Annotated in this window: 30 protein-coding genes; 16 read left to right on the top strand and 14 right to left on the bottom strand. The window is 62.2% G+C overall.

The window, feature by feature from the left end; all coding sequences use genetic code 11:
* Positions 1-109: 109 nt before the first annotated feature.
* The 5 genes from cheY to TAN611_RS14295 all read left to right on the top strand — a co-directional run bounded on the left by cheY (position 110) and on the right by TAN611_RS14295 (position 4,993).
* Positions 110-499, top strand: coding sequence for a chemotaxis response regulator CheY (gene cheY / locus TAN611_RS14315; RefSeq protein WP_105231597.1), 390 nt, complete (start codon positions 110-112; stop codon positions 497-499).
* A gap of 12 nt (positions 500-511) precedes the next feature.
* Positions 512-1,156, top strand: coding sequence for a protein phosphatase CheZ (cheZ, locus tag TAN611_RS14310; protein WP_105231596.1), 645 nt, complete (start codon positions 512-514; stop codon positions 1,154-1,156).
* A 207-nt stretch (positions 1,157-1,363) separates the two neighbouring features.
* Entirely contained in the window at positions 1,364-2,515 is a 1,152-nt protein-coding gene (flhB, locus tag TAN611_RS14305; RefSeq protein ID WP_105231595.1) for a flagellar biosynthesis protein FlhB, read from the top strand.
* Positions 2,508-4,589, top strand: a complete 2,082-nt coding sequence (gene flhA / locus TAN611_RS14300; RefSeq protein WP_203066608.1) for a flagellar biosynthesis protein FlhA — start codon at positions 2,508-2,510, stop codon at positions 4,587-4,589. The genes flhB and flhA overlap by 8 nt, the downstream gene beginning before the upstream one ends.
* Positions 4,589-4,993: a flagellar protein FlhE gene (locus tag TAN611_RS14295; RefSeq protein ID WP_203066607.1), complete on the top strand. Its 405-nt coding sequence runs from the start codon at positions 4,589-4,591 to the stop codon at positions 4,991-4,993. The genes flhA and TAN611_RS14295 overlap by 1 nt, the downstream gene beginning before the upstream one ends.
* A 4-nt stretch (positions 4,994-4,997) precedes the next feature.
* On the opposite strand, the gene TAN611_RS14290 is transcribed toward TAN611_RS14295, so the two are convergent.
* The 5 genes from TAN611_RS14290 to flgA all read right to left on the bottom strand — a co-directional run bounded on the left by TAN611_RS14290 (position 4,998) and on the right by flgA (position 7,460).
* Complete coding sequence (locus TAN611_RS14290; RefSeq protein ID WP_105231592.1) at positions 4,998-5,300, bottom strand: DNA-binding transcriptional regulator; 303 nt, start codon at positions 5,298-5,300, stop codon at positions 4,998-5,000.
* Positions 5,281-5,667: a type II toxin-antitoxin system RelE/ParE family toxin gene (locus TAN611_RS14285; RefSeq protein WP_111736879.1), complete on the bottom strand. Its 387-nt coding sequence runs from the start codon at positions 5,665-5,667 to the stop codon at positions 5,281-5,283. The genes TAN611_RS14290 and TAN611_RS14285 overlap by 20 nt, the downstream gene beginning before the upstream one ends.
* Before the next feature lie 238 nt (positions 5,668-5,905).
* Complete coding sequence (locus TAN611_RS14280; protein ID WP_203066606.1) at positions 5,906-6,340, bottom strand: flagella synthesis protein FlgN; 435 nt, start codon at positions 6,338-6,340, stop codon at positions 5,906-5,908.
* A gap of 30 nt (positions 6,341-6,370) precedes the next feature.
* A complete protein-coding gene (gene flgM, locus TAN611_RS14275; RefSeq protein WP_105231589.1) occupies positions 6,371-6,682 on the bottom strand; it encodes a flagellar biosynthesis anti-sigma factor FlgM in 312 nt (103 codons plus the stop codon).
* 127 nt (positions 6,683-6,809) lie between these two features.
* Positions 6,810-7,460 carry a flagellar basal body P-ring formation chaperone FlgA gene (gene flgA / locus TAN611_RS14270; RefSeq protein ID WP_187044504.1) on the bottom strand — a complete coding sequence of 217 codons (651 nt, stop codon included), beginning with the start codon at positions 7,458-7,460 and terminating at the stop codon, positions 6,810-6,812.
* A 186-nt stretch (positions 7,461-7,646) separates the two neighbouring features.
* Between flgA and flgB the strand changes: the two genes are divergently transcribed.
* The 11 genes from flgB to flgL all read left to right on the top strand — a co-directional run bounded on the left by flgB (position 7,647) and on the right by flgL (position 17,764).
* Complete coding sequence (gene flgB / locus TAN611_RS14265; protein ID WP_111736882.1) at positions 7,647-8,057, top strand: flagellar basal body rod protein FlgB; 411 nt, start codon at positions 7,647-7,649, stop codon at positions 8,055-8,057.
* Between the two features lie 5 nt (positions 8,058-8,062).
* Positions 8,063-8,467, top strand: coding sequence for a flagellar basal body rod protein FlgC (flgC, locus tag TAN611_RS14260; RefSeq protein ID WP_111736883.1), 405 nt, complete (start codon positions 8,063-8,065; stop codon positions 8,465-8,467).
* 12 nt (positions 8,468-8,479) lie between these two features.
* On the top strand, positions 8,480-9,169 hold the full coding sequence (gene flgD, locus TAN611_RS14255) for a flagellar hook assembly protein FlgD (RefSeq protein WP_105231585.1): 690 nt from the start codon (positions 8,480-8,482) through the stop codon (positions 9,167-9,169).
* A 64-nt stretch (positions 9,170-9,233) separates the two neighbouring features.
* Positions 9,234-10,472 carry a flagellar hook protein FlgE gene (gene flgE, locus TAN611_RS14250; RefSeq protein ID WP_105231584.1) on the top strand — a complete coding sequence of 413 codons (1,239 nt, stop codon included), beginning with the start codon at positions 9,234-9,236 and terminating at the stop codon, positions 10,470-10,472.
* 24 nt (positions 10,473-10,496) lie between these two features.
* Positions 10,497-11,252, top strand: coding sequence for a flagellar basal body rod protein FlgF (locus TAN611_RS14245; RefSeq protein WP_187044506.1), 756 nt, complete (start codon positions 10,497-10,499; stop codon positions 11,250-11,252).
* A 10-nt stretch (positions 11,253-11,262) separates the two neighbouring features.
* A complete protein-coding gene (flgG, locus tag TAN611_RS14240; RefSeq protein ID WP_203066605.1) occupies positions 11,263-12,045 on the top strand; it encodes a flagellar basal-body rod protein FlgG in 783 nt (260 codons plus the stop codon).
* Positions 12,046-12,132: 87 nt separating this feature from the next.
* Entirely contained in the window at positions 12,133-12,837 is a 705-nt protein-coding gene (gene flgH, locus TAN611_RS14235) for a flagellar basal body L-ring protein FlgH (RefSeq protein ID WP_187044722.1), read from the top strand.
* Between the two features lie 9 nt (positions 12,838-12,846).
* Positions 12,847-13,947, top strand: a complete 1,101-nt coding sequence (locus tag TAN611_RS14230; protein WP_105231581.1) for a flagellar basal body P-ring protein FlgI — start codon at positions 12,847-12,849, stop codon at positions 13,945-13,947.
* On the top strand, positions 13,947-14,894 hold the full coding sequence (gene flgJ, locus TAN611_RS14225) for a flagellar assembly peptidoglycan hydrolase FlgJ (protein WP_203066604.1): 948 nt from the start codon (positions 13,947-13,949) through the stop codon (positions 14,892-14,894). Before TAN611_RS14230 ends, flgJ begins: the two co-directional genes overlap by 1 nt.
* A 238-nt stretch (positions 14,895-15,132) precedes the next feature.
* The gene (gene flgK / locus TAN611_RS14220) at positions 15,133-16,782 is read left to right on the top strand and encodes a flagellar hook-associated protein FlgK (protein ID WP_111736888.1); all 1,650 of its coding nucleotides are present in this window, start codon (positions 15,133-15,135) and stop codon (positions 16,780-16,782) included.
* Between the two features lie 16 nt (positions 16,783-16,798).
* Complete coding sequence (flgL, locus tag TAN611_RS14215) at positions 16,799-17,764, top strand: flagellar hook-associated protein FlgL (protein WP_105231578.1); 966 nt, start codon at positions 16,799-16,801, stop codon at positions 17,762-17,764.
* 181 nt (positions 17,765-17,945) lie between these two features.
* Here flgL and fliR read toward each other — a convergent pair whose 3' ends face one another.
* The 9 genes from fliR to fliJ all read right to left on the bottom strand — a co-directional run bounded on the left by fliR (position 17,946) and on the right by fliJ (position 23,918).
* Positions 17,946-18,728 (bottom strand): flagellar biosynthetic protein FliR, encoded by a 783-nt coding sequence (gene fliR / locus TAN611_RS14210; RefSeq protein ID WP_105231577.1) that lies wholly within the window; start codon positions 18,726-18,728, stop codon positions 17,946-17,948.
* 2 nt (positions 18,729-18,730) lie between these two features.
* Positions 18,731-19,000, bottom strand: coding sequence for a flagellar biosynthesis protein FliQ (gene fliQ / locus TAN611_RS14205; RefSeq protein WP_105231576.1), 270 nt, complete (start codon positions 18,998-19,000; stop codon positions 18,731-18,733).
* Positions 19,001-19,048: 48 nt separating this feature from the next.
* The gene (gene fliP, locus TAN611_RS14200) at positions 19,049-19,837 is read right to left on the bottom strand and encodes a flagellar type III secretion system pore protein FliP (protein ID WP_232251561.1); all 789 of its coding nucleotides are present in this window, start codon (positions 19,835-19,837) and stop codon (positions 19,049-19,051) included.
* On the bottom strand, positions 19,834-20,229 hold the full coding sequence (fliO, locus tag TAN611_RS14195) for a flagellar biosynthetic protein FliO (protein WP_111736889.1): 396 nt from the start codon (positions 20,227-20,229) through the stop codon (positions 19,834-19,836). The genes fliP and fliO overlap by 4 nt, the downstream gene beginning before the upstream one ends.
* Complete coding sequence (gene fliN, locus TAN611_RS14190; protein ID WP_105231574.1) at positions 20,226-20,642, bottom strand: flagellar motor switch protein FliN; 417 nt, start codon at positions 20,640-20,642, stop codon at positions 20,226-20,228. The genes fliO and fliN overlap by 4 nt, the downstream gene beginning before the upstream one ends.
* The gene (fliM, locus tag TAN611_RS14185; RefSeq protein ID WP_015672814.1) at positions 20,635-21,639 is read right to left on the bottom strand and encodes a flagellar motor switch protein FliM; all 1,005 of its coding nucleotides are present in this window, start codon (positions 21,637-21,639) and stop codon (positions 20,635-20,637) included. The genes fliN and fliM overlap by 8 nt, the downstream gene beginning before the upstream one ends.
* 6 nt (positions 21,640-21,645) lie before the next feature.
* Positions 21,646-22,134 (bottom strand): flagellar basal body-associated protein FliL, encoded by a 489-nt coding sequence (fliL, locus tag TAN611_RS14180; RefSeq protein WP_197949779.1) that lies wholly within the window; start codon positions 22,132-22,134, stop codon positions 21,646-21,648.
* 162 nt (positions 22,135-22,296) lie between these two features.
* Positions 22,297-23,475, bottom strand: a complete 1,179-nt coding sequence (locus TAN611_RS14175; protein ID WP_203066603.1) for a flagellar hook-length control protein FliK — start codon at positions 23,473-23,475, stop codon at positions 22,297-22,299.
* Positions 23,472-23,918 carry a flagellar export protein FliJ gene (gene fliJ / locus TAN611_RS14170; RefSeq protein ID WP_105231572.1) on the bottom strand — a complete coding sequence of 149 codons (447 nt, stop codon included), beginning with the start codon at positions 23,916-23,918 and terminating at the stop codon, positions 23,472-23,474. Before fliJ ends, TAN611_RS14175 begins: the two co-directional genes overlap by 4 nt.
* Between the last annotated feature and the right edge of the window lie 16 nt (positions 23,919-23,934).

Below are 23,934 nucleotides of genomic sequence, written 5' to 3'. Positions count from 1 at the left end.
CGCCGCCTGCGTCGGGGGCGAACGGATTTAGCCGGCGTCGCCGGAGTAGCGGCGGCGCGGCTGTTGCTGCAATTGGCTCAATAATGAGCATTAAACCTTAGGACTAACTATGGCAGATAAAAATCTCAGATTTCTCGTGGTGGACGACTTCTCAACCATGCGTCGCATCGTCAGGAACTTACTGAAAGAGCTGGGCTTCAATAATGTGGAAGAGGCGGAGGACGGCGCCGACGCGCTGGGCAAACTGCAGGCTGGCGGTTTTGACTTTGTGGTCTCCGACTGGAACATGCCGAACATGGACGGCCTGGAGCTGCTGCAGGCGATTCGCGCCGACGGACAGTTGGCGAAACTGCCGGTGCTGATGGTGACCGCCGAAGCTAAGAAAGAGAACATTATTGCGGCGGCGCAGGCCGGCGCCAGCGGCTATGTGGTGAAGCCGTTCACGGCGGCGACGCTGGAAGAGAAGCTCAATAAGATCTTCGAAAAACTGGGCATGTAAGGAGAAAGCGCCATGACAAATATTCCGATGCCTGCCAGCGATGCGGCGAGCGCGGGGGAGATTATCGCCCGTATCGGCCAGTTGACGCGGATGCTGCGCGACAGCATGCGCGAGCTGGGACTTGACCAGGCGATCGCCCAGGCGGCGGAGGCGATACCGGATGCGCGCGACCGGCTGGACTATGTCGTGACCATGACGGCGCAGGCGGCGGAACGCGCCCTGAACTGCGTTGAAGCGGCGCAACCGCGCCAGGCGGAGCTGGAAACCGGCGCGAAGGCACTGCAGGGGCGTTGGGATGAGTGGTTCGCCAATCCGATCGAGCTGGCGGAGGCGCGCGTGCTGGTCAGCGATACCCGTCAGTACCTGGCGCAGGTGCCGGAGCACACCGCCTTTACCAACGCGCAGCTGCTGGAAATCATGATGGCGCAGGACTTCCAGGATCTGACCGGTCAGGTCATCAAACGCATGATGAGCGTGGTGCAGGAGATCGAAAAACAGCTGCTGATGGTGCTGATGGAGAATATTCCGGAGCAGCCGGTTAAAGATAAGCGGCCGAATGACAGTTTACTCAACGGTCCGCAGCTCGATCAGAACGGCGTCGGCGTGATCGCCAATCAGGAGCAGGTGGACGACCTGCTCGACAGCCTCGGTTTCTGAGGGATACCGGGCGCGGGTCGCCGCGTCCGGTGATATTTTTTGTGTAATCGATGCTCTGCGGCGGCAAAACTGACCGTAATCTCCGCGTCCGGTCGTTCCCCATCCCCGAAATAACTCACCTTTTCCCGCGCTGTTCCATCAATAAACTCCGCATTTTTTTGTCATGCTGACCGCAATTTTATTCCTTTCCGGCACGGTGAACAGGCAGTGGCTGAAGACAGCGATCTGGAAAAAAGCGAGGCCCCCACGCCCCATCGGTTGGAAAAAGCGCGGAAAGAGGGGCAGATCCCGCGTTCGCGCGAACTGACGTCCATGCTGATGCTGATCGTGGGGTTGGCGTGTCTGTGGCTGGGGGGCAGCAATATGGCCCGGGAGCTGTCGCAGATGCTGGCCGGCGGCCTGCATTTCGATCACGCCATGGTGAATAACGATAAGCAGATGCTGCGCCAGCTGGCCACGTTGCTGCGTCAGGCGGTGTGGGCGCTGTTGCCGGTGCTGGCGGGGCTGGTGCTGGTGGCGCTGACCGCGCCGATGCTGTTGGGAGGGCTGCTGTTCAGCGCCAAATCACTCAAGTTCGATCTCAAACGGCTGAACCCGCTGTCCGGCCTGAAACGCATCTTTTCCAGCCAGGTGCTGGCGGAGCTGCTGAAAGGCGTGCTTAAAGCGCTGCTGGTGGGCTGGGTGACCGGTCTGTATCTGTGGCACAACTGGGCGGCGATGCTGCATCTGGTGACGCAGCAGCCGCTGGATGCGATGGCCAACGCGCTGCAGATGGTGGTGTTCTGCGGCCTGCTGGTGGTGCTTGGCCTGGTGCCGATGGTGGCGTTCGACGTGTTTTATCAGCTGTGGAGCCACTTCAAAAAGCTGAAGATGACCAAGCAGGATATTCGCGACGAGTTTAAGGAGCAGGAGGGCGATCCGCACGTGAAGGGGCGGATTCGCCAGCAGCAGCGCGCCGCCGCCCGCCGCCGCATGATGGCGGACGTGCCGAAGGCGGACGTGATCGTCACCAACCCGACGCACTACGCGGTGGCGCTGCAGTACAACGATAAAAAGATGAGCGCGCCGAAGGTGCTGGCGAAAGGCGCCGGCGAGATTGCGCTGCGCATCCGCGAACTGGCGGGAGAACACCGTATCCCGCTGCTGGAGGCGCCGCCGCTGGCGCGCGCGCTGTACCGTCACAGCGAGATTGGCCAACATATTCCCACTACCCTGTATGCCGCGGTCGCCGAAGTGTTGGCCTGGGTGTACCAGCTACGCCGCTGGCAGCGGGAAGGGGGGCTGATCCCGAAAAAACCTGAACATTTACCGGTGCCGGACGCACTGGATTTTGCTGGAGAAAGTAACGCTGATGGCTAATTTGGCCTCCCTGCTTCGTTTGCCGGGGAATTTTAAAGATACGCAGTGGCAGGTGCTTGCCGGCCCGGTGCTGATTCTGCTGATTCTGTCGATGATGGTGCTGCCGCTGCCGTCGTTTATCCTCGATCTGCTGTTCACCTTCAATATCACACTGTCGATTATGGTGCTGCTGGTGGCGATGTTTACCCAGCGCACGCTGGAGTTCGCCGCGTTTCCCACCATTTTGCTGTTCTCGACTCTGCTGCGCCTGTCGCTGAACGTGGCCTCGACCCGCATCATTCTGATGGAAGGGCATACCGGCTCTGCGGCGGCGGGACGGGTGGTGGAAGCCTTCGGCCACTTCCTGGTCGGCGGTAACTTCGCCATCGGCATCGTGGTGTTTATTATTCTGGTGCTGATTAACTTTATGGTGATCACCAAGGGGGCCGGGCGGATTGCCGAAGTGGGCGCGCGTTTTGTGCTCGACGGCATGCCGGGCAAGCAGATGGCGATCGACGCCGACCTGAACGCCGGACTGATTGGCGAAGAAGAGGCGAAAAAACGCCGCGCCGAGGTGACGCAGGAGGCGGATTTCTACGGCTCGATGGACGGCGCCAGTAAATTTGTGCGCGGCGATGCGATTGCCGGCCTAATGATTATGGTGCTGAACGTGGTCGGCGGCCTGTTGGTCGGCGTGGTGCAGCACGGTATGCCGTTGGGGGCGGCGGCGGAGAGCTATACGCTGCTGACCATCGGCGACGGGCTGGTGGCGCAGATCCCGGCGCTGGTGATCTCTACCGCCGCAGGCGTGATCGTCACCCGCGTGGCGACCGATCAGGACGTTGGCGAGCAGATGGTCGGCCAGCTGTTCAACAACCCGCGCGTGATGCTGCTCAGCGCCGGGGTGTTGGGGCTGTTGGGGCTGGTGCCGGGCATGCCGAATCTGGTGTTCCTGCTGTTTACCGCCGGGCTGCTGGGGCTGGCCTGGTGGCTGCGCGGCCGTGAGCAGCAGGCGCCGCGTCAGGCGGAAGCACCGGCCGCGCCGCAGGATAACCCGCAGGCGCTGGAGGCCAGCTGGTCGGACGTTCAGCTGGAAGATCCGCTGGGCATGGAAGTGGGCTATCGGCTGATCCCGATGGTGGACTTCCAGCAGGATGGCGAGCTGCTGGGGCGTATCCGCAGCATCCGCAAAAAATTCGCCCAGGAGATGGGCTACCTGCCGCCGGTGGTGCATATCCGCGACAATCTTGAGCTGCCGCCGGCCCGCTACCGTATTCTAATGAAGGGCGTGGAAATCGGCAGCGGTGAAGCGCATCCGGGGCGCTGGCTGGCGATTAACCCCGGTAATGCGGCGGGGGAACTGCCCGGCGAGAAAACCGTCGATCCGGCCTTTGGTCTGGAAGCGGTGTGGATCGACAGCGCGCTGCGCGAGCAGGCGCAAATTCAGGGTTTCACGGTGGTGGAGGCCAGCACCGTGGTGGCTACCCACCTGAATCATCTGATCGGCCAGTTCGCCAGCGAACTGTTTGGCCGTCAGGAGGCGCAGCAACTGCTGGACCGCGTGACGCAGGATATGCCGAAGCTCACCGAGGACTTTGTGCCCGGCGTGGTCTCGCTGACCACGCTGCACAAGGTGCTGCAAAATCTGCTGGCGGAACGTATTTCGATTCGCGATATGCGCACCATTATTGAAACGTTGGTAGAGCATGCGCCGACGCAGAGCGATCCGTATGAACTGACCGCCGTGGTGCGCGTCGCGCTGGGAAGGGCGATAACCCAGCAGTGGTTCCCGGGCAACGGTGAAATTCAGGTGATTGGCCTGGATACCCAACTGGAACGTCTGTTGCTGCAGGCGCTGCAGAACGGCGGCGGGCTGGAGCCGGGGCTGGCCGAAAGGCTGTTGGAACAGGCGCAGCAGGCGCTGCAGCGTCAGGAAATGCACAGCGCGCCGCCGGTGTTGCTGGTCAATCACGCGCTGCGGCCGCTGCTGTCGCGCTTTCTGCGCCGCAGTCTGCCGCAACTGGTGGTGCTGTCGAATCTGGAAATCAATGATGATCGCCAAATTCGCATGACCGCCACCATCGGCGGCGTCTGATGAGGCGTCTGTGGCTGCTGCTGTGGCTGTTCGGCGTGCCGGCGGCGCAGGCGGTCTCCGGCTCCTGGGCGGCGGACGGGCTGGGGGCGACGCTGAGCCACGGCGGTATCAGCGCGCAGTCGTCCGCGCTGCGGCCGCCGAATGTCTTGCCGAGCGATGAGGCGCGCATCGTCAGCGTCAGCTGGCGTTATCTGCTGACATCACCGCCGCCGGCTGGTTTACAGGTGCAGCTGTGCATGCCGGGACGTTGCGTACCGCTCGCAGGCGCCAGCGGCACTACGCTGGCGTTGCAGGACGCGCCGGCGGCCAGCGAGCTGCGCTTCAGCTATGTTGTGCAGACGCGCGGCGCGCTGTTTCCTCCGCTGCGGGTGCTCAGCAACCAGGTGATTGTCAATTATCAGTAATGTCTCAGGCGAGGATCGCCAGTCCGCTGCGTTCAACCAGCGACAGCAGCTTCATCGCCGCGGAGTTGGGTTTTGCCTCGCCGCGCTCCCACTTTTGCACCGCTTTTTTACTGACGTTGAGGTGCAGGGCGAACACCGGCTGACTGACGTTTTCACGTTCACGCAGGGCACGGATGTCGGCGGGCGAGTAGTGTTTAACCGGGTGTAAACAGAGCATATCGAAGGTGCGCATTGTCACATCGTCGACGAAGCCCGTTTGGTGCAGTCCCTGCACTTCCTGGTGGATCTCAGACAGAATTTTGCTCATCACACAGCCTCTTTAATTCCTTGTTGTTAACCAACTGATAAAGTCTATAAGGCGAGAAATCCAGATACAGAGCCGCCAGGCACTTTAATGCAGCCAGTTCGTCGCGGCTCAGGTTCTCCCTCTCGCTTTTGGCGAACCCGCGCATAAAAAACAGCCGGTTCTCCTCACGGAAGGCGATTAACAGGCGGTAGCCGCCGCGTTTTCCCCCGCCGTGTCTCGCGACCCGTTTTTTGTACACGCAGCCGCCGAGGTTGGCCTCGTAGTTTTCATGCCGTATTTCTCTGGCGGCTTTGATCACGGTGGCGTCGCTGATGCGTTCACGCGCGGCAAAAGCCTGAAACGTTTTGGTCAGGTAGATATCCGTCATTCACGCTCCCTGTGAAATCTATACCCTTGGTGGGTATATTTCAAGCGGTTTAACAACGCGCTCATCATGCCGCGTCAAACGGGGGAGGCACAGAGGAATAGAGGGATTATGCGGGGCGTGATGAATTTAAAAATGACGATATAGCGGCATTTATCAAAGGAATGCGCACGGCTGCGCAAAATGGTAAACGTCGTCCGGCGTTATGGGGCAGCCGGACGACGCGAAGAGGGATTTGGATTTAAACGCCGATTTTGCGCCCCAGCAGGCTGCCGCCGCGCGACTGTCCGTCCGGCCCGTACAGGTTTTTATTCTGTTTGTTCAGCACCGTCAGTGCCTGAGCGTTGTGGTCGATATGGCGGCTGAGCAGCAGGCCGTTATGCTGATTTTTCTCACGTAATTGCTGGCTTTGCTGCTGAACCTGCCGCCAGCGCGCGGTCAGCCCGTCGTGGCCGGCATAGGGCGCTTTCGGGCCGCCGCTGTTTTCCAACAGCTGTCGCTGCTGTTCCAGATGATTGACCGTCGCCAGCAGCTGGCTTTTGTCATCGGTAACGCGCTGCAGCGCAGGCCCCGGCAGCGTGCCGGCGCACAGCAGGGCGTGTTCTTCCGCCAGCACGCTCTCCAACTCGCTGAGCGTTTCCAGTAGCTTGTCCAGGTGCAGTGCCAGACTTTCCATGGTGATTGTTTACCTTTTCTCTCTGTACGTTCAGCGCGGTCCGGATGTCCACTGGCTGTCGTTTTGCATTTCCTGCAGCAGCGCGTCGGCAATCTTGCCGGCGTCCATAGTGAGATCGCCGCTGCGAATCGCCTGCTTGATCGCCTCAACCCGGTTCATGTCGATATCCTGGCTGCCGGGCTGCATCAGCTGCGCCTGCGCGTCGCTGAGCCTGACCTGCGTACCGCTCTGGCCGTTTTCCGCCTGGGCGTTTTTACGCGGTTTCAGCGGCGTTTCCGCCGAGGTTTCTCGGGGCTGCACGGCGGTAATGGCCTGCAGCCGTTGGGTGCGATCGATACTCATGTCCCATCTCCATCTACATCGCGCGTCTGCGGCGACGGAAGTCGTTATTACTCTGGGCGGCGCGCTCGGCCGCTGCCGTTGATAGTGTAACTATCGGCAGGCCGGCGCAAACCTTTAATCGCGTTCTTTATAACGTGATACGCACTTCGCCATCTTCGCCGACATGGCCGCTGACGATCCGCCCGGAGGTCATTCTCACCCGCACGTTGTCATCGGCGGCGGCGTTGTTCATCGCCTTACCGTTGCCGCTGATAGTAAAACTTTCGCCCTGTACCCGTACCTGCACCGGCTGGCCGGCTTTCACCAGCCAGGGGCGGCGCAGCATCGGGGCGGTTAGCGGCTGCGCACGGCCGATATTGCGCAGGCTGACGGCGCCGAGGGCGCGGCGAGCGTCGCTGAGTGCACGCGGCGGCAGCGTATCCAGCCGCCCGCGCATGACTTTTACGTCTGCCGCCGTCAGCGCATGGCCGGCGCGGATCGCGCGTGCGGCCACCAGATAGCGGCCGGTCGCTGCAACCTGCGTCTGGATAAAGCGACGTTCATTGCCGCAGCGGGCGGACAGGGTGACGGCGCCCCAGAGGCGGACGCTTTGCGTCAGCGCCAGCTGCGGTGTGGCGCAGGCGGGCCATTGCGCCTTCGGCGTGCGCACCTCGACGTTGACCGTCACCGGGCTGTTGGCAAACTGCGCCTGGATAAAACGGTCGATTTGCCCGGCGAGATCGTCGGCATAGGCCGGCAGGCCCGGCAGCAGCGCCAGCAGTATGAGTAATAATCGCAATCCCGGCCTCCCGGAGGTTAGCGTCGCACGCGCCGCCGCGGCGACCTGTCTGATGGCGTCCAGTGTACCCGGAGTCCGCGCCGGTTAAGCGGGCAAATAGCGACGCATTTGACGTTTATTCTGGCGATAGGTTGGCAATGGCGGCGTTTATGCTGTCGGCTCCAAATTCTAACCTCGTGAGGGAGCATGCTCGACAAACTGGATGCCAGCCTGCGTTTCGGGCAGGAGGCGCTGAACCTGCGCGCGCAGCGCCAGGAGATCCTGGCGGGCAATATCGCCAACGCCGACACGCCGGGTTATCAGGCCCGGGATATTGATTTTGCCAGCCAACTGAACAAGGTGATGGCGCAGGGCCGCCCCGGCGGCAGCGGCGTGGCGCTCAGCCTGACCTCGGCGCGTCATATTCCGGCGCAGAACCTGCAGCCGCCGCAGCTGGAGCTGTTATACCGGGTGCCGGACCAGCCGGCGAGCGACGGCAACACGGTGGATATGGATCGCGAACGCACCAACTTTGCCGATAACAGCCTGAAATACCAAGCCGATCTGACGCTGCTTACCGGTCAGATCAAAGGCATGCTGTCGGTGATTCAAGGATAAGGCGTATGTCACTACTGAACATTTTTGATATTTCCGGTTCGGCGCTGAGCGCGCAGTCGCAGCGGCTGAACGTCAGTGCCAGCAACATGGCCAACGCCGACAGCGTCACCGGGCCGGACGGCCAGCCGTACCGCGCCAAACAGGTGGTGTTCGAGGTGGCCTCAGCGTCCGGCCAGCCTACCGGCGGCGTACGCGTCGCGCAGGTGGTGGAGGACCCGGCGCCGGCGCGCAGGGTGTATCAGCCGGGCAACCCGCTGGCGGACGCCCGCGGCTACGTCAAGATGCCCAACGTCGATGTGGTCGGTGAAATGGTCAACACCATCTCGGCCTCGCGCAGCTATCAGGCCAACGTCGAGGTGTTGAATACCACCAAGTCGATGATGATGAAAACCCTCACGCTGGGCCAATAACCGGAGCTTTTTATGGGCATTGCCGCAACCACCAATGAACCGCTGGACAACACCGTCGCCGGCGCCAACGCCAGAAGCGGCGCGGCCGGCAACAGCAGCCAGGATCTGCAAAACAGTTTCCTGACCCTGCTGGTGGCGCAGTTGAAAAACCAGGACCCGACCAACCCGATGCAGAACAACGAATTGACGACCCAGTTGGCGCAGATCAACACCGTCAGCGGCATCGAAAAACTCAACACCACGCTGGGATCGATTTCCGGCCAGATCAACAGCAACCAGTCACTGCAGGCCAGCGCGCTGATCGGCCACGGCGTAATGGTGCCGGGCAAAGACATCCTGGTGGGCAGTAAAGAGGGTCAGGTCAGCACCACGCCGTTCGGCGTCGAGCTGGAACGCGCCGCCAGCAGCGTTACCGCCACCATCAGTGACGCCACCGGTAAGGCGGTGCGCACCATCGAGATCGGCGGCCTGGGCGCCGGCGTGCACGCCTTTACCTGGGACGGCAAGCTGGAAGACGGCAGCAACGCGCCGGACGGCGCCTATACCGTCGCCATTAACGCCAAGGGCAACGGCGAGCAATTGGTGGCAAACCCGCTGCGCTTCGCCATGGTGAACGGCGTCACCCGCGGCGCAGACGGCGCCAAACTGGATCTCGGCCTGGCGGGCAGCGCCACGCTGGAAGATGTGCGCCAGATCCTATAACACGCAGCGCCAGATTCAGCGACGGCGGTTTTAACTTACCTATTTGTTTTTTTGGAGACTACACATGGCTTTTTCTCAGGCAGTCAGCGGCCTTAATGCGGCGGCGACCAACCTTGACGTTATCGGCAACAATATCGCCAACTCCGCCACCGCCGGGTTTAAATCCGGCAGCGTATCCTTTGCCGATATGTTCGCCGGCTCGCAGGTCGGGCTGGGGGTAAAAGTGGCGGGCATTACGCAAAATTTTAACGGCGGCACGCCGACCAGCACCAACCGCGCGCTGGATATCGCCATTACCGAAAGTGGTTTCTTCCGCCTGCAGGACAGCGACGGCGGCATCTTTTACAGCCGCAACGGCCAGTTCAAACTGGATGAAAACCGTAACCTGGTGAATATGCAAGGCCTGCAGCTGACCGGCTACCCGGCAGCTGGTACGCCGCCAACCATTCAGCAGGGGGCGGATCCGCAGCCGCTGAGCATTCCTGAAGGGATGATGAACGCCAGAGCATCCACTTCCGGCGCGATGGTGGCCAACCTGAAGTCCACCCACAAGGTGCCGGAAAATACGACCTTCGATCCAAGCAAAACGGACTCCTATAACTACGTCAACGTTATTACCACCTACGACTCGCTGGGCAATGCGCACAACATTAACGCCTATTTCGTCAAAACCGCCGACAACAAATGGGATGTCTACACCCAGGACGGCAGCGTTGACGGCGCTCCGGCCGACAAGGCCGGCAGCCTGAACTTCAACACCAGCGGCACCCTGACTGAAACCCTGGACGCCGACGGCAACCCGAGCGCCACGGCGTTCAGCCTGACGATCCCGATGTCGGCCAAAGACGGCGCGCCGGCGCAGGACTTCACCCTCAGCTTTGCCGGCAGCATGCAGCAGAACGTCGGCAGCGACTCGGTGAGTAAAGTGTCGCAGGACGGCTACAGCGCCGGCGAATACACCAACTTCCAGATTGAGCAGGACGGCACCGTGGTCGGCCTGTACTCCAACCAGCAAAAACAGGTGCTGGGGCAGATCGTGCTGGCTAACTTCTCCAATCCGGAAGGGCTGGCGTCACAGGGCGATAACGTGTGGCAGGAAACCGGCGCCTCCGGTCAGGCGCGCGTCGGCGTGGCGGGCGGCGGCGGCTTCGGCAAGCTGACCAGCGGCGCACTGGAGTCCTCCAATGTCGATCTGAGCCAGGAACTGGTCAATATGATCGTCGCACAGCGCAACTATCAGTCGAACGCGCAGACCATCAAGACGCAGGACTCCATCCTGCAGACGTTGGTCAGCCTGCGCTGACGGCGGGGTTAAAGGAACCAAGCTATGGATCACGCGATTTATACCGCGATGGGGGCGGCGCGTCAGACGCTGGACCAGCAGGCGATCACCGCCAACAATCTGGCCAACGTTTCGACGCCGGGATTTCGCGCCCAGCTGGCGGCGCTGCGCGCGGTGCCGGTCGACGGGCCGAGCCTGCCGACGCGTACGCTGGTCGCCGCCTCGACGCCGGGCGCCGATATGCGCCAAGGGGCGCTGAACTACACCGCGCGCCCGCTGGACGTCGCGCTGCAGCAGGATGGTTTTCTGGCGCTGCGGCTGGCCGATGGCGGCGAAGCCTACACCCGCAACGGCAATATCCAGATTTCCGCCGAAGGGCAGCTGACGGTGCAGGGGCGGCCGCTGCTGGGCGACGGCGGGCCAATCGAGGTGCCGCCGCAGTCTGAGATCACCATCGCCGCCGACGGCACCATCTCGGCGCTCAATCCGGGCGACCCGCCGAACACCATCGCGCAGATCGGCCGGCTGAAGCTGGTCAAGGCGGAGGCTGCTGAGGTGGCGCGCGGCGATGACGGGCTGTTCCATCTGACGCCGGCAAGCCGGCAGCAGCGCGGCAACCAGCTGGCGAACGACCCGCAGGTGCGGGTGATGCCCGGCGTGCTGGAAGGCAGCAACGTCAACCCGACGGAAACCATGGTCGATATGATCGCCAACGCCCGCCGCTTCGAAATGCAGATGAAGGTCATCCACAGCGTGGATGAGAATGCACAACGCGCCAACTCGCTGCTGTCAGTGAGCTAAGGAAAACAACATGATCCCATCATTATGGATTGCCAAAACCGGTCTGGACGCGCAGCAGACCAATATGGACGTGATCGCCAACAACCTGGCGAACGTCAGCACCAACGGCTTCAAGCGCCAGCGCGCGGTGTTTGAAGACCTGCTGTACCAGACCATGCGCCAGCCGGGGGCACAGTCCTCCGAGCAGACCACGCTGCCGTCGGGCCTGCAGATCGGCACCGGCGTGCGGCCGGTGACCACCGAGCGCCTGCACAGTCAGGGCAATCTGTCACAGACCAACAACAGTAAAGACGTGGCGATCAAGGGACAGGGCTATTTTCAGGTAATGCTGCCGGACGGCAGTCAGGCCTACACCCGCGACGGCTCGTTCCAGATCGACCAGAACGGCCAGTTGGTGACCGCCAGCGGTTTCCAGGTACAGCCGGCGATCACCATTCCTGCCAACGCGCTGAGCATTACCGTGGGGCGCGACGGCATCGTCAGCGTGACCCAGCAGGGGCAGACGGCGGCGCAGCAGGTCGGCCAGCTGACGCTGACCACCTTTATCAACGACAGCGGTCTGGAGAGCGTCGGTGAAAACCTGTACCAGGAAACTGAAAGCTCCGGCGCGCCGAATGAGAGCACGCCGGGGCTGAACGGCGCCGGGCTGCTGTATCAGGGCTATGTGGAAACCTCCAACGTCAATGTGGCGGAAGAGTTGGTAAACATGATTCAGGTACAGCGCGCGTATGAAATCAACAGTAAGGCGGTGTCCACCTCCGATCAGATGCTGCAGAAACTGACGCAGCTGTAACCGATGCGGACGCATCAGGGCGCAGCTTGCTGCGCCCGCTTAACTCTCTCGTAAACAAAGGCGATATTTGTTGTGCTAACCACTCTTTTGACGGCGCGCCGGCCATCGCAGGGCAAACGCGCGCTGGCCGCCACGGCGCTGTTGGCGCTCAGCGGCTGCGCCTACATACCGCACAAACCGCTGGTCGACGGGGCCACCAGCGCGCAGCCGGCGCCGGCCACCGCGCCGGTGCCGAACGGCTCGATTTTTCAGACGGTACAGCCGATGAACTACGGCTATCAGCCGCTGTTTGAAGACCGGCGACCGCGCAATATCGGCGATACCCTGACCATCGTGCTGCAGGAAAACGTCAGCGCCAGCAAGAGCTCGTCAGCCAACGCCAGCCGCAACGGCGCCAGCAAATTCGGCGTCGCCACCGCACCGCGCTACCTCAGCGGGCTGTTCGGCAACGCGCGCGCCGATATGGAAATGTCCGGCGACAGCAGCTTCGGCGGCAAAGGGGGGGCGAACGCCAACAACACCTTTAACGGCACCATTACCGTAACCGTCAACCAGCTGCTGACCAACGGCAACCTGCACGTGGTGGGGGAAAAGCAGATCGCCATCAATCAGGGCACCGAATTTATTCGTTTCTCCGGCGTGGTGAACCCGCGCACCATCAGCGGCAATAACTCCGTGACCTCGACCCAGGTGGCGGACGCCCGCATTGAGTACGTCGGTAACGGTTATATCAACGAAGCGCAGACCATGGGCTGGCTGCAGCGCTTCTTCCTCAATCTCTCCCCGTACTAAGGAATCGCGATGCTGAAGAAATTACTGATTGCCGCGCTGCTGGCGAGCCTCAGCCTGCCGGCCGCGGCGGAGCGGATCCGCGATCTGGTGACGGTGCAGGGCGTGCGCGACAATGCGCTGATCGGCTACGGACTGGTGGTGGGGCTGGACGGTTCCGGCGACCAGACCATGCAGACGCCGTTCACCACCCAAAGCCTGAGCAATATGCTGTCGCAGCTGGGCATCACCGTGCCGCCGGGCACCAATATGCAGCTGAAAAACGTGGCGGCGGTGATGGTGACGGCCAAGCTGCCGCCGTTCTCGCGCGTCGGGCAAAATATCGACGTGGTGGTCTCCTCGATGGGCAACGCCAAAAGCCTGCGTGGCGGCACGCTGCTGATGACGCCGCTGAAAGGGGTGGATAACCAGGTATACGCGCTGGCGCAGGGCAACGTGCTGGTCGGCGGCGCCGGCGCGGCGGCCGGCGGCAGCAGCGTACAGGTCAACCAGCTGGCGGGCGGGCGCATCAGCAACGGCGCCACCATCGAACGCGAGCTGCCGACCACCTTCGGTCAGGGCGGCGAAATCAATCTGCAGCTGAACAATGAAGACTTTACGCTGGCGCAGCAGATCAGCGACGCGATTAACCGCCAGCGCGGCTACGGCACCGCGACGCCGCTGGACGCGCGCACCATCAAGGTACTGGTGCCGCAGGGCAACAGCTCTCAGGTGCGTTTTCTGGCGGATATTCAGAATATCAATGTGCGTGTCGGCGCGATCGACGCCAAGGTGATCATCAATTCGCGCACCGGCTCGGTGGTGATGAACCGTGATGTGGTGCTGGATTCCTGCGCGGTGGCGCAAGGCAACCTGTCGGTGGTGGTGGATCGGCAAAACAGCGTCAGCCAGCCGGATACGCCGTTCGGCGGCGGTCAGACGGTGGTGACGCCGAATACCCAGATCTCGCTGCAGCAGCAGGGCGGTTCGCTGCAGAAGGTCAACGCCAGCGCCAATCTGAATAACGTAGTTCGCGCGCTGAATGCGCTGGGTGCGACGCCGATCGACCTGATGTCCATCCTGCAGGCGATGCAGAGCGCCGGCTGCCTGCGCGCCAAACTGGAAATTATCTGATGAGCAGAGACGTCACCAGTATGGCCGGCGCGGCCTACGACGCCCAGGCGCTGAACGGGCTGAAAAGCGCCGCCGCCGCTGACCCGCAGGGCAACCTGAAGCAGGTGGCCCGCCAGGTGGAGGGCATGTTCGTGCAGATGATGCTGAAAAGCATGCGCGCGGCGCTGCCGAAAGACGGTATGCTGAGTAGCGACCAGACCCGGCTGTATACCTCGCTGTACGATCAGCAGATCGCCCAGCAGCTGTCGCAGAAGGGGCTGGGGCTGGCGGATATGATGGTGCGCCAGCTCGGCAGCGCCGGCAGGCCACCGAGCGAAACGGCCGGCACGGTGCCGATGGCGTTGGACGGCGACAGGCTGCAGGCTCTGCCGCGTCAGGCGTTGGAGCAACTGGTGCGGCGCGCGCTGCCGCCAATGCCGTCGGTGCCGGGGAATCCTGCGCCGCTGAACAACGGCAACTTTGTCGCCCGGCTGTCAACGCCGGCGCGCCTTGCCAGCCAGCAGAGCGGTATTCCCCATCAGCTGATCGTGGCGCAGGCGGCGCTAGAGTCCGGCTGGGGACGGCGTGAAATCCCGGCCGCCGACGGTTCGCCGAGCCATAACCTGTTTGGCATCAAGGCGGGCAGCGGCTGGCGCGGGCCGGTGACGGAAATTACCACTACCGAGTTTGAACAGGGGGCGGCGAAGAAGATCAAGGCGCGTTTCCGCGTGTACGGCTCCTACGTGGAGGCGATCGCCGACTACGTCAAACTGCTGACCGGCAACCCGCGTTACGCCGGCGTCGCCGCCGCCCGCACGCCGGAACAGGCGGCGCATGCGCTGCAGCAGGCGGGTTATGCCACCGATCCGCACTATGCCCGCAAACTGGTCAGCGTGATTGCGCAGATGAAAAGCGCCGGTGAGCAGGTGGCGAAGGCTTACAGCCACGATTTGCAGGATCTGTTCTGATTACCATGCCCGGCGATGTGTCAGATTAAATGTCACGTCTGCCGGCAAAGTATCCTGGGAATAGGCTTTCAATAGCGTTTCATCAACCCTGTCACGTATTTTCCCGCATGCCGCGCCGCCGTGAGTTTTCCCTCAAGTTTTTCGCCGCCCGGCCGATAACCCAGACAGGCTGGGCGGCGTCGTTCAGCAACCTGATGAAACCCTGTGGGCCTCCGGCGCCGCAGCACAAGGAATCTCTATGTCCAATAGCTTAATCAATACCGCGATGAGCGGCCTGAATGCGGCGCAGGTGGCGCTGAGCACCGTCAGTAATAATATTTCCAACTACAACGTGGCCGGCTACAACCGTCAGACCGCCATTCTGGCGCAGAACGGCGGTATGGGCACCATGGCCGGCTTTATCGGCAACGGCGTCACGGTCACCAGCGTGAACCGTGAATATAACCAGTTCATCACCAATCAGCTGCGTGGCGCGCAGAGCCAGGCCGGCGCCCACAGCGCCTATTATGAAAAAATTTCGCAGATAGATAACCTGCTGGCGGACAAAACCAACAACGTGTCGACCAATATGCAGGATTTTTTCACCAGCCTGCAGAACGTGGTCAATAACGCCGGTGATGACGCGTCGCGCAACACCGTGCTGGGCAAGGCCAACGGCCTGGTGAACCAGATCGGTAATGCCGATAAATATCTGCGCGATCTGGATGCCGGCGTCAATCAGCAACTGAGCGAAAGCGCGGTACAAATTAATAACTACAGCCAGCAGATTGCCCGACTGAATGATGAAATCACCCGCCTGCGCGGCAGCAGCGGCAGCGAACCCAACGCTCTGCTCGATCAGCGCGACCAACTGGTGACCGAGCTGAACCAAATCGTCAATGTGCAGGTGACGCAGCAGGACGGCGACACGTACACCGTCTCTTTCGCCAACGGCCTGACGCTGGTGCAGGGCAGTAATACCTATCAGGTGGAGGCTGTTCCCTCCAGCGAGGATCCGGCGCGGCTGACGCTGGGCTATAACCGCGGTAACGGCGCCAGCGAGATCCCGACCGGGCAGATTACCGGCGGCAGCGTCAGCGGCGTGCTGAAGTTCCGCAGTGAGGCGCTGGACGGGGCACGCAACCAGCTGGGGCAGATGGTGCTGGCGCTGGCCGACAGCTTTAACCAGCAGCACCGCGCCGGTTTTGATATTCATGGCGAACCGGGCGGCGATTTCTTCAGCTTCAGCGGCGGCCGGGTGGTGGAAAACAGTCGCAACAGCGGCGACGCCGAACTGAGCGTGAGCTATACCGATACCGGCAAAGTGCAGGCCAGCGATTACCGCGTCGAGTTTGACGGCAGCAACTGGCAGGTGACGCGCCTGTCGGACAACGTCAAAGTGAACGCCACCCCCGGCACCGACGCTGACGGTAAACCGACGCTGGAATTTGAAGGACTGCGGGTCGGCATCGACGGCACGGCCAATAAGAACGACAGCTTCACCGTCAAGCCCGTCAGCGATGTGGCCGGCAACCTGAAGGTGGTGATTAGCGACGCCGGCAAGCTGGCCGCCGCCGGCAGCGAGGACGGCGGTAGCGGCGATAACGACAACGTGAAAAAGCTGAGCGACCTGCAGACGCAAAAGCTGGTGGACGGCAAGGCCACGCTGAGCGGCGCCTATGCCAGCCTGGTCAGCAACGTCGGCAACCAGACCGCCACGGCAAAAACCAACAGCGTTGCGCAGGGCAATATCGTCAAGCAGCTGACGGAACAACAGCAGTCGGTATCCGGCGTCAACCTGGACGAGGAGTACGGCGAACTGCTGCGTTTCCAGCAGTATTACATGGCGAACGCGCAGGTGATTCAGACCGCCAGCTCGATGTTCGATGCTCTCCTGTCCATCCGTTGATTGAGGAACCCAGACTATGCGTATGAGCACCAGCATGATGTATCAGCAAAACATGCAGAGCCTGACCGACCGGCAGTCTTTGTGGATGAAGTCCGCCCAGCATCTGTCCAGCGGCACCCGGGTGTTGACGCCGTCCGACGATCCGCTGGCGGCCTCGCAGGCGGTGATGCTGACGCAGTCCCAGTCGGAAAACAGCCAGTATGCGCTGGCGCGTCAGTTCGCCCTGCAAAGTATCACCATGGCGGAGAAAGTGACCGCCAGCGCCGCCGGCAGCATCAAGGATATGAAAGGCCTGCTGGTTAACGCCGGCGACGGCGTGCTGAGCGATAACGACCGCGCCTCGCTGGCGACCCAGCTGCAGGGGTTGAAAGACCAGCTGCTGGGTCAGGCGAACAACTCGGACGGCAACGGCCGCTATATGTTCGGCGGTTTTAAGGATGACCAGCCGCCGTTTGTCCAGCAGGACGACGGCAAGGTGGTGTATCAGGGCAGCAGCCGGGCGATTGAGCAGAAGGTTGACGCCAACCGCACCATGACCGTCGGCTATACCGGTGATGCGATCTTTATGTCGCTGACCAGCAACCCGAAGCCGGAGCCGGACGGCAGCGCGCCGGTGAGCAACGTGTTTGACAGTATCGATCTGGCGCTCAAGGCGCTCAATACCCCGCTGCAGGACGCCGACGACGCGACGCGTCAACAGGTACAGGCGGATTTGGACAAGGCGCAGCGCGGTCTGGATAACGCTTACAACAACGTGCTGACGGTCAATTCCAAGCTGGGTACGCAGATGCAGGAAATTGAGACGCTGGATAATATCGGCAAAGTCCGTGATACGAACAATCAGGTCCAGATGAGCGCGCTGGTCGACGTGGACGTTGTCGAGGCTATCTCGTCTTATTTCCAGCAGCAGGCCGCGCTGCAGGCTTCGTATAAGACCTTCGGCGATATGCAGGGCATGTCGTTGTTTCAGATGAATCGCTAACGCTGACCATTGTGCGCCGCCGGTTGGCGGCGCATGCCGATTTGGCTGCGCGAAAGGGAACGTCCCGTGCTGACGCGGGGCGACCATTCCCTTACAAACCGGGCGCAGTCGTTTGGCCCGTTGCTCTTTTTCCCACTAAGGTTTGGAGCAACGGGCTTTTTTTATGCGCGGAATCGGCGGGCTAACTGCGCATGCCGCTGAGCACATCCGCCAGCCGGTTAAACACCTCGCCGAACAGATGTTCACAAAACGGCGCCAGCATCGGCATCATCATGCCGAGCGTCAGGATGCCGATGGTCATGGTGACGGGGAAGCCGATCACGAATACCGACAGCTGCGGCGTGACGCGGTTGAGCAGCCCCAGCGACAGGTTCAGCGTCAGCAGCAGGCAGATCAGCGGCAGCGCCAGCATCACGCCGTTGATAAAGATCAGCGAACCGGCCTGAGTCAGCGCCAGGAAGCCGTTGCCGTTAAGGGGCCGAGTGCCGATCGGCAAGGTGTGGAAACTGTCCGCCAGCAGCGAGATCAGCCACAGATGACCGTCGAAGGATAAAAACAGCAGCATCGCCAGCAGATTGAGCAAGCGCGCCAGCACCGGCATATTCGGCCCGCCGGAGGGATCGAAGAAGGTGGCGAACGACAGGCCCATCTGCATGCCGATCACTTCGCCGGCGGTGCGCACCGCGGCAAAGGCGAACTGCATGGTCAGGCCGAGCGCCACGCCGATCAGGATTTGCTGCAGCGCCAGCCACAGGCCGGCGGCGGAGAAAATCGGTATCTCGCTGGCCGGCAGCGTCGGCGCAATCAGCATGACGATCAGCCCGCCCAGCCCCAGCTTCACTTTTTTACTGATTTGCTTTTCGCTCAGCAGCGGGGCGGTGGCGATCAGCGCCAGAATACGCAGCAGCGGCCAGAAATAGTGGCTGAGCCAGAGGGTGAACTGCGAGCTGTCGAGGTTGAGCATGGTTAACCGATAATGTTGGGCAGATTGCCAAACAGCGTGCGCATATAGTCCAGCAGCAGGTTGAGCATCCACGGGCCGGCGATAATGATGGTGGCGACCACCGCCAGGATTTTCGGGATAAAAGACAGCGTCATTTCGTTGATCTGGGTCGCCGCCTGCATGAGGCTGACCACCAGGCCGCTGACCAGCGCCGCCAGCAGCAGCGGGGCGGCCAGCGCCAGCGCGACTTTCATCGCTTCGACGCCCAGCGCCATTACCGATTCAGGAGTCATTGCGTTTCTCTCCGCATAGTGCGGCGCTGAGCGCCGGAGGGGACGGGGTCAGGAATAAAAGCTCTGCGCCAGCGAACCCAGCAGCAGCTGCCAGCCGTCGACCAGCACAAACAGCATCAGTTTGAACGGCAGCGAGATGGTGGCCGGCGGCACCATCATCATCCCCAGCGCCATCAACACGCTGGCCACCACCAGATCGATAATCAGAAAGGGAATAAACACCGTAAAGCCAATCTGGAAGGCGGTTTTTAACTCGCTGGTGACGTACGCCGGCAGCAGGATGCGCATCGGCACCGCTTCCGGGCCGGCCAACGGCGGCTGATTGGCCAGCCGGGCATACAGCGCCAGATCGCTCTCCCGCGTCTGGCGCAGCATAAATTCGCGCAGCGGCTGCGCGCCTTTTTCCATGGCGGCGTCGAGCGCGATCTTGTCCTGGCTGAACGGCAGGTAGGCGTCCTGATACACCTTGTCGAATACCGGCGACATAATAAAGAAGGTCAGAAACAGCGTCAGTCCCAGCATCACCTGATTCGGCGGCGCGGTGGGGGTGCCCAGCGCGTTGCGCAGCAGGCCGAGCACGATAATGATGCGGGTAAAGCTGGTCATCATCAGCAGCATCGCCGGCAGGAAAGTCAGCGAAGTCAGTAGCACCAGCGTCTGCACCGACAGCGACCAGCTCTGGCCGCCACCGGCGAGCGGCTGGCTGATAAGGCCCGGCAGTTGCGCCAGCGCCGGCGGGCTGATCAGCAGCAGGGCGGTGAGCGCCGGCGCACAGCAGCGGCTCAGACGGGTGAGGCGCGTCGGCGACGCGCAGGAAGGGCGTTGGGGTGCATTCATGCCGATTTTTCCGGGCGTTGCAGGACATTGCGTATCAACTGGCGAAAATCCGCCGGCGGCGTGGCGCTGGCGGCATCAGGCGCGGCCGGCGGCGCGCTCAGGGTATGCAGCGGGGTGATGTGCTGCGCGGTGACGCCCAGCACCAGCCAGGTGTTGTCCACTTCCACCACCACCACGCGTTCGCGCTGGCCGACCTGGCAGCTGGCGCGCAGATTCAGCAGCGCGCCGCGGCGTTTTTGCGGCGTAAAACCCAGGCGGCGAAACAGCCAGCCCGCCAGCACGATCAGCAGCAGCACGCCGCCGAGCGCGCTGCTGACCTGAGTCAGCACCGAACCGGCCGGCAAGACCGGTTCGGCAGGCTGGCTGGTGTGGGTCTGCACGGTCGCGCTCATCGGCTCAGGCGCCGCATGCGTTCGGACGGGGTGATGATATCGGTGATGCGGACGCCGAACTTATCGGCCACCACCACCACTTCGCCCTGGGCGATCAGATAACCGTTGATCAGAATATCCAGCGGCTCGCCGGCCAGCCCGTCCAGCGCCACCACGGAACCCTGCGACAGGCGCAGCAGCTCTTTGATGGTCATTTTGGTGCGGCCTAGCTCCACCGTCAGTTTGACCGGAATATCCAGAATCAGGTCGATGTCCTGCAGACTGCCGATGGCATCCTGCGCCTCCAGCGTTTTGAACACGCCTTCGGTGGTGACGCCCGGCTTTTCCGCCGCCTGTTGTTCGTTAAACGCGTCAGCCCACAGGGAGTCGGCGGATTCCTTTTCTTCGCCAGACGGTTGTTTCGGGTCACTCATTGGGCCGTTCCTCACTCAGAGCATGCAAAATAGGGTTAATCAAATGTTCAACGCGCAGGGCATATTGCCCGTTCAGGGTGCCGTATTGGCTGGTCAGCACCGGCACGCCGTCGACATGAGCGATCAGGCGTTCCGGTTTGTCGATCGGCAGTACGTCGCCGGGCTGCAGCTTCAGCACCTTCGACAGCCGCATCGGGATGTCGACAAAGTTGGCGATCAGCTCCAGTTCAGAGTGTTGCACCTGCTTCGCCAGCGTTTCGCGCCAGCGGTTGTCCTCCTGACGTGAATTCTCCAGCGGCGGATTAGTCAGCAGTTCGCGCAGCGGCTCAATCATCGAGAAGGGGATGCAGATGTTGAATTCGCCGGTCAGCGCGCCGATCTCCACCTGGAACGGCGTGGTGACTACGATATCGTTCGGCGAGGTGGTGATATTGGTGAATTTCACCTGCATCTCGGCGCGGACGTATTCCACGTCCACCTTATAAATCGCGCTCCAGGCGTCGCCGTAGGCGTCCAGCGCCAGCCGCAGCATGCGCCGGATCACCCGCTGTTCGGTCGGGGTAAACTCGCGGCCTTCCACTTTGGTCGGGAAGCGACCGTCGCCGCCGAACAGGTTATCGACGGCGATAAACACCAGGCTGGGGGCGAACACGAACAGCGCGGTGCCGCGCAGCGGATTCAGATGCACCAGATTCAGGTTGGTCGGCACCGGCAGGTTGCGGGCGAATTCGTGATACGGCTGGATCTTGATCGGGCCGACGGTAATGTCCGGGCTGCGGCGCAGCAGGTTAAACAGCCCCATGCGGAACTGACGGGCAAAACGTTCGTTAATGATTTCCAGCGCCTGCAGACGTTCACGCACCACCCGGCGTTGGGTATTGGGATCGTAAGGCTTGACCTCGCTCTCGTTGCCGACCATCGCCGCAGGTTCATCGCCTGAGCTGTCGCCGTTGAGTAATGCGTCGATCTCCGCCTGAGAAAGGATACTGTCGCCCATAGTGGATTACCGCAGGATGAAGGCGGTGAACAGCACATCGCTGACCACCTGATTGGGTTGGCCGTTAACCAGCGGCGGGCTGAGCACTTCTTTGATCTGCGCCACCAGCTGCTGTTTTCCCTGTTCGTTGGCCAGTTGCGCGGCTTCCTGACGGGACAGCAGCATCAGCAGACGGCTGCGCACCTCCGGCAGAAAATCGTTCATCCGGCGGCGCGTCGCCTCATCCGGCAGCCGCAGCGTCAGGCCGATGTAAAGCACGCGGTCGGGGTTGTTGTCCGGCGTCAGCAGATTGACGGTAAAGGTGTCGAGCGGCATAAATACCGGCGCCGCCGGCGGCTGCGGTTTGGCTGCGGCGGTGCCGTCGCCGTGGCCTTTTTGTTGCAGCAGCCACCAGCTGTAACCCGCCGCACCGCAGGCGGCGACGGTGATCAGCAGCAACAGGATGACCAATAGCGGGCGCTTTTTCGGCGCCGTTGGCAGGGTATTTTGTGACATTACTTAATCAAATTCCTGTTATTGGCACGCGCAGAGCTCGCCCGTGCGTCCCCCTGACAAATAGGGGAGATAAAGATGGCGTTATTATCCCGTCTATCCCGGCATGCAATAGCCTGAATAGACGGGGAAAAACGTGTCAGCTTCGGCGTTTGCCGCGCTGCGTCAGGCGAAGATATCGACGCCGTCAACCGCCCGCGCCAGCGCCTGCAGGGTTGGCGGAGCGGCCGTCGTTTCCGCCGGCAGATCCGCACCGCCGTGCTGCTCACGGTAGGAAGGCGACCGGCCGTGCTCCTGTGAGGCCTGCTGCTGCGACTGTTGCGGCGTCGCGTCGCCGCCAACGCTGCTCTGGCCCAGATTGATGCCGCTTTCCGCCAGCGCATGGCGCAGATGCGGTATGGCGGCTTCCGCCGCGGCGCGCACCTGACCGTGCGCCGAGGCGATGTGCAGCTGCGCCTGCTGATCGTCCAGCTTCAGCGTAATCTGCAGCGATCCCAGTTCCTGAGGATGCAGGCGCAGTTCGGCGCTTTGCTGGCCGCCGCGGTGGAACATCAGCACCTGCTGGCTTAATGCCTGCTGCCATTCCGAGCTGCCGAGCGGCGCGTTCAGCAGCGGCGCGGCCGGAGCCGCTACCGCCGCTGCGGGCTGTGATGCGGTGAACTGCGGGGCTGGCGTCATGGCGTGCTGTGGCGCCGGCGACGATGCGCTATCGGTACTCAGCGGTACGCGATCGGCGGTGAAGAGGTCCGTTTTGATCGCCTGCGGTGCGGCGTCGGCCTCGCTATTTTGCGCTGCCGGCGTCTGACGAGGCGTTACCGGCGTAGCGACGCGCTCGGCAGACGGCGTGGCATCGTCATGCAATGCGCCGATCAATGAGACCGCCGGGGCGGACGGCCTGCCGGGGGGGCGGTTATCCGCGGGCGCTGGGACGGCGCGTTGTTCATCCGGCTGCGGCGCCGCAATCGCCGGCAGCATAGCCAACAGCGCCTGTAAGGTAGCGGCATCCGGCGCGTCATGGGTTTTCAGTGCGGATACGGTCGGGGGTTCCGACGTATCATCCTGCGCCACCGCCGCGTCGGCCGGCGCTCGTGCGGTGAGGTTCGCCAGCGTTTCGAACTGTTCCGGGACGTTCAGCAGTTGGCTGAGCGCACCATCGCCCGGCGTCGGCTCCGCATCGGCGGCCAAAGGCTGCGGCACGCCCGAGCGCTGTCCGGCGGGGCGAAAACGCTCGCCGAGCAGCTGCGCGAACGCCGATGACAGCGCATCGTTATCGGCAGCCGGCACCAGGCCGTCGGTTGCGGCGTCGCCTGCCGGCGTGAGGCCGGGCAGAAGGGTGAGGTTCATAGGTTACTGTTCCTGTGTGAGCGACGTTGAGCAAACTCATCCATCAGTTTTTGGTCACGTTTATTTTCCCGCTGCTGTTCGGCGTGCAGCGCGCGCGTATGCAGGGTGTCGAAGGCGTTCAGCCGCTGCCGTTTGTCCTGCCACTGTTTCATCGCCTGTTCCACTTTCTGGCTCCACTGTTGTAACTGCTGGCGATGCTGGCTGATGGCCTGTTCCAGCGTGGCGATAAACTGCTGATAGTTTTGCCAGCTGGCGGAACCCATGCCGTGGCTCAGCGTGGCGTTGAGTTTTTGCCGGTACTCATCCTGGTAATTAAGCAGCATGGAAAGCTGCTGCTCCGCCGCCTGCTGCGCCTGACGCGCCTGGCCCAGCTGCTGAGTGGCCTGTTCCACCGCCTCTTGCGCCAGGTCGCGCAGCGTCAGCAGTGGCGAGTCTGATTTCATCGTGCCTGGCTCCCGT

Origin of the sequence: Serratia sp. Tan611 (genome assembly GCF_905188235.1) — a bacterium.
GTDB classification, from domain to species: domain Bacteria; phylum Pseudomonadota; class Gammaproteobacteria; order Enterobacterales; family Enterobacteriaceae; genus Serratia_B; species Serratia_B rhizosphaerae.
This window is presented reverse-complemented; position numbering and strand designations above follow the sequence as displayed.

What these genes read in the sequence shown, in the direction of transcription:
- fliL (WP_197949779.1), bottom strand. Translation starts at nt 22,134, where the DNA reads ATGTCACAAAATACCCTGCCAACGGCGCCGAAAAAGCGCCCGCTATTG.
- fliP (WP_232251561.1), bottom strand. Translation starts at nt 19,837, where the DNA reads ATGAATGCACCCCAACGCCCTTCCTGCGCGTCGCCGACGCGCCTCACC.
- fliO (WP_111736889.1), bottom strand. Translation starts at nt 20,229, where the DNA reads ATGAGCGCGACCGTGCAGACCCACACCAGCCAGCCTGCCGAACCGGTC.
- cheZ (WP_105231596.1), top strand. Translation starts at nt 512, where the DNA reads ATGACAAATATTCCGATGCCTGCCAGCGATGCGGCGAGCGCGGGGGAG.
- TAN611_RS14295 (WP_203066607.1), top strand. Translation starts at nt 4,589, where the DNA reads ATGAGGCGTCTGTGGCTGCTGCTGTGGCTGTTCGGCGTGCCGGCGGCG.
- flgM (WP_105231589.1), bottom strand. Translation starts at nt 6,682, where the DNA reads ATGAGTATCGATCGCACCCAACGGCTGCAGGCCATTACCGCCGTGCAG.
- flgJ (WP_203066604.1), top strand. Translation starts at nt 13,947, where the DNA reads ATGAGCAGAGACGTCACCAGTATGGCCGGCGCGGCCTACGACGCCCAG.
- fliJ (WP_105231572.1), bottom strand. Translation starts at nt 23,918, where the DNA reads ATGAAATCAGACTCGCCACTGCTGACGCTGCGCGACCTGGCGCAAGAG.
- flgE (WP_105231584.1), top strand. Translation starts at nt 9,234, where the DNA reads ATGGCTTTTTCTCAGGCAGTCAGCGGCCTTAATGCGGCGGCGACCAAC.
- TAN611_RS14285 (WP_111736879.1), bottom strand. Translation starts at nt 5,667, where the DNA reads ATGACGGATATCTACCTGACCAAAACGTTTCAGGCTTTTGCCGCGCGT.
- fliN (WP_105231574.1), bottom strand. Translation starts at nt 20,642, where the DNA reads ATGAGTGACCCGAAACAACCGTCTGGCGAAGAAAAGGAATCCGCCGAC.
- TAN611_RS14175 (WP_203066603.1), bottom strand. Translation starts at nt 23,475, where the DNA reads ATGAACCTCACCCTTCTGCCCGGCCTCACGCCGGCAGGCGACGCCGCA.
- flhA (WP_203066608.1), top strand. Translation starts at nt 2,508, where the DNA reads ATGGCTAATTTGGCCTCCCTGCTTCGTTTGCCGGGGAATTTTAAAGAT.
- flgL (WP_105231578.1), top strand. Translation starts at nt 16,799, where the DNA reads ATGCGTATGAGCACCAGCATGATGTATCAGCAAAACATGCAGAGCCTG.
- TAN611_RS14290 (WP_105231592.1), bottom strand. Translation starts at nt 5,300, where the DNA reads ATGAGCAAAATTCTGTCTGAGATCCACCAGGAAGTGCAGGGACTGCAC.
- fliM (WP_015672814.1), bottom strand. Translation starts at nt 21,639, where the DNA reads ATGGGCGACAGTATCCTTTCTCAGGCGGAGATCGACGCATTACTCAAC.
- flgC (WP_111736883.1), top strand. Translation starts at nt 8,063, where the DNA reads ATGTCACTACTGAACATTTTTGATATTTCCGGTTCGGCGCTGAGCGCG.
- TAN611_RS14245 (WP_187044506.1), top strand. Translation starts at nt 10,497, where the DNA reads ATGGATCACGCGATTTATACCGCGATGGGGGCGGCGCGTCAGACGCTG.
- flgB (WP_111736882.1), top strand. Translation starts at nt 7,647, where the DNA reads ATGCTCGACAAACTGGATGCCAGCCTGCGTTTCGGGCAGGAGGCGCTG.
- flgD (WP_105231585.1), top strand. Translation starts at nt 8,480, where the DNA reads ATGGGCATTGCCGCAACCACCAATGAACCGCTGGACAACACCGTCGCC.
- TAN611_RS14230 (WP_105231581.1), top strand. Translation starts at nt 12,847, where the DNA reads ATGCTGAAGAAATTACTGATTGCCGCGCTGCTGGCGAGCCTCAGCCTG.
- fliQ (WP_105231576.1), bottom strand. Translation starts at nt 19,000, where the DNA reads ATGACTCCTGAATCGGTAATGGCGCTGGGCGTCGAAGCGATGAAAGTC.
- TAN611_RS14280 (WP_203066606.1), bottom strand. Translation starts at nt 6,340, where the DNA reads ATGGAAAGTCTGGCACTGCACCTGGACAAGCTACTGGAAACGCTCAGC.
- fliR (WP_105231577.1), bottom strand. Translation starts at nt 18,728, where the DNA reads ATGCTCAACCTCGACAGCTCGCAGTTCACCCTCTGGCTCAGCCACTAT.
- cheY (WP_105231597.1), top strand. Translation starts at nt 110, where the DNA reads ATGGCAGATAAAAATCTCAGATTTCTCGTGGTGGACGACTTCTCAACC.
- flgK (WP_111736888.1), top strand. Translation starts at nt 15,133, where the DNA reads ATGTCCAATAGCTTAATCAATACCGCGATGAGCGGCCTGAATGCGGCG.
- flgG (WP_203066605.1), top strand. Translation starts at nt 11,263, where the DNA reads ATGATCCCATCATTATGGATTGCCAAAACCGGTCTGGACGCGCAGCAG.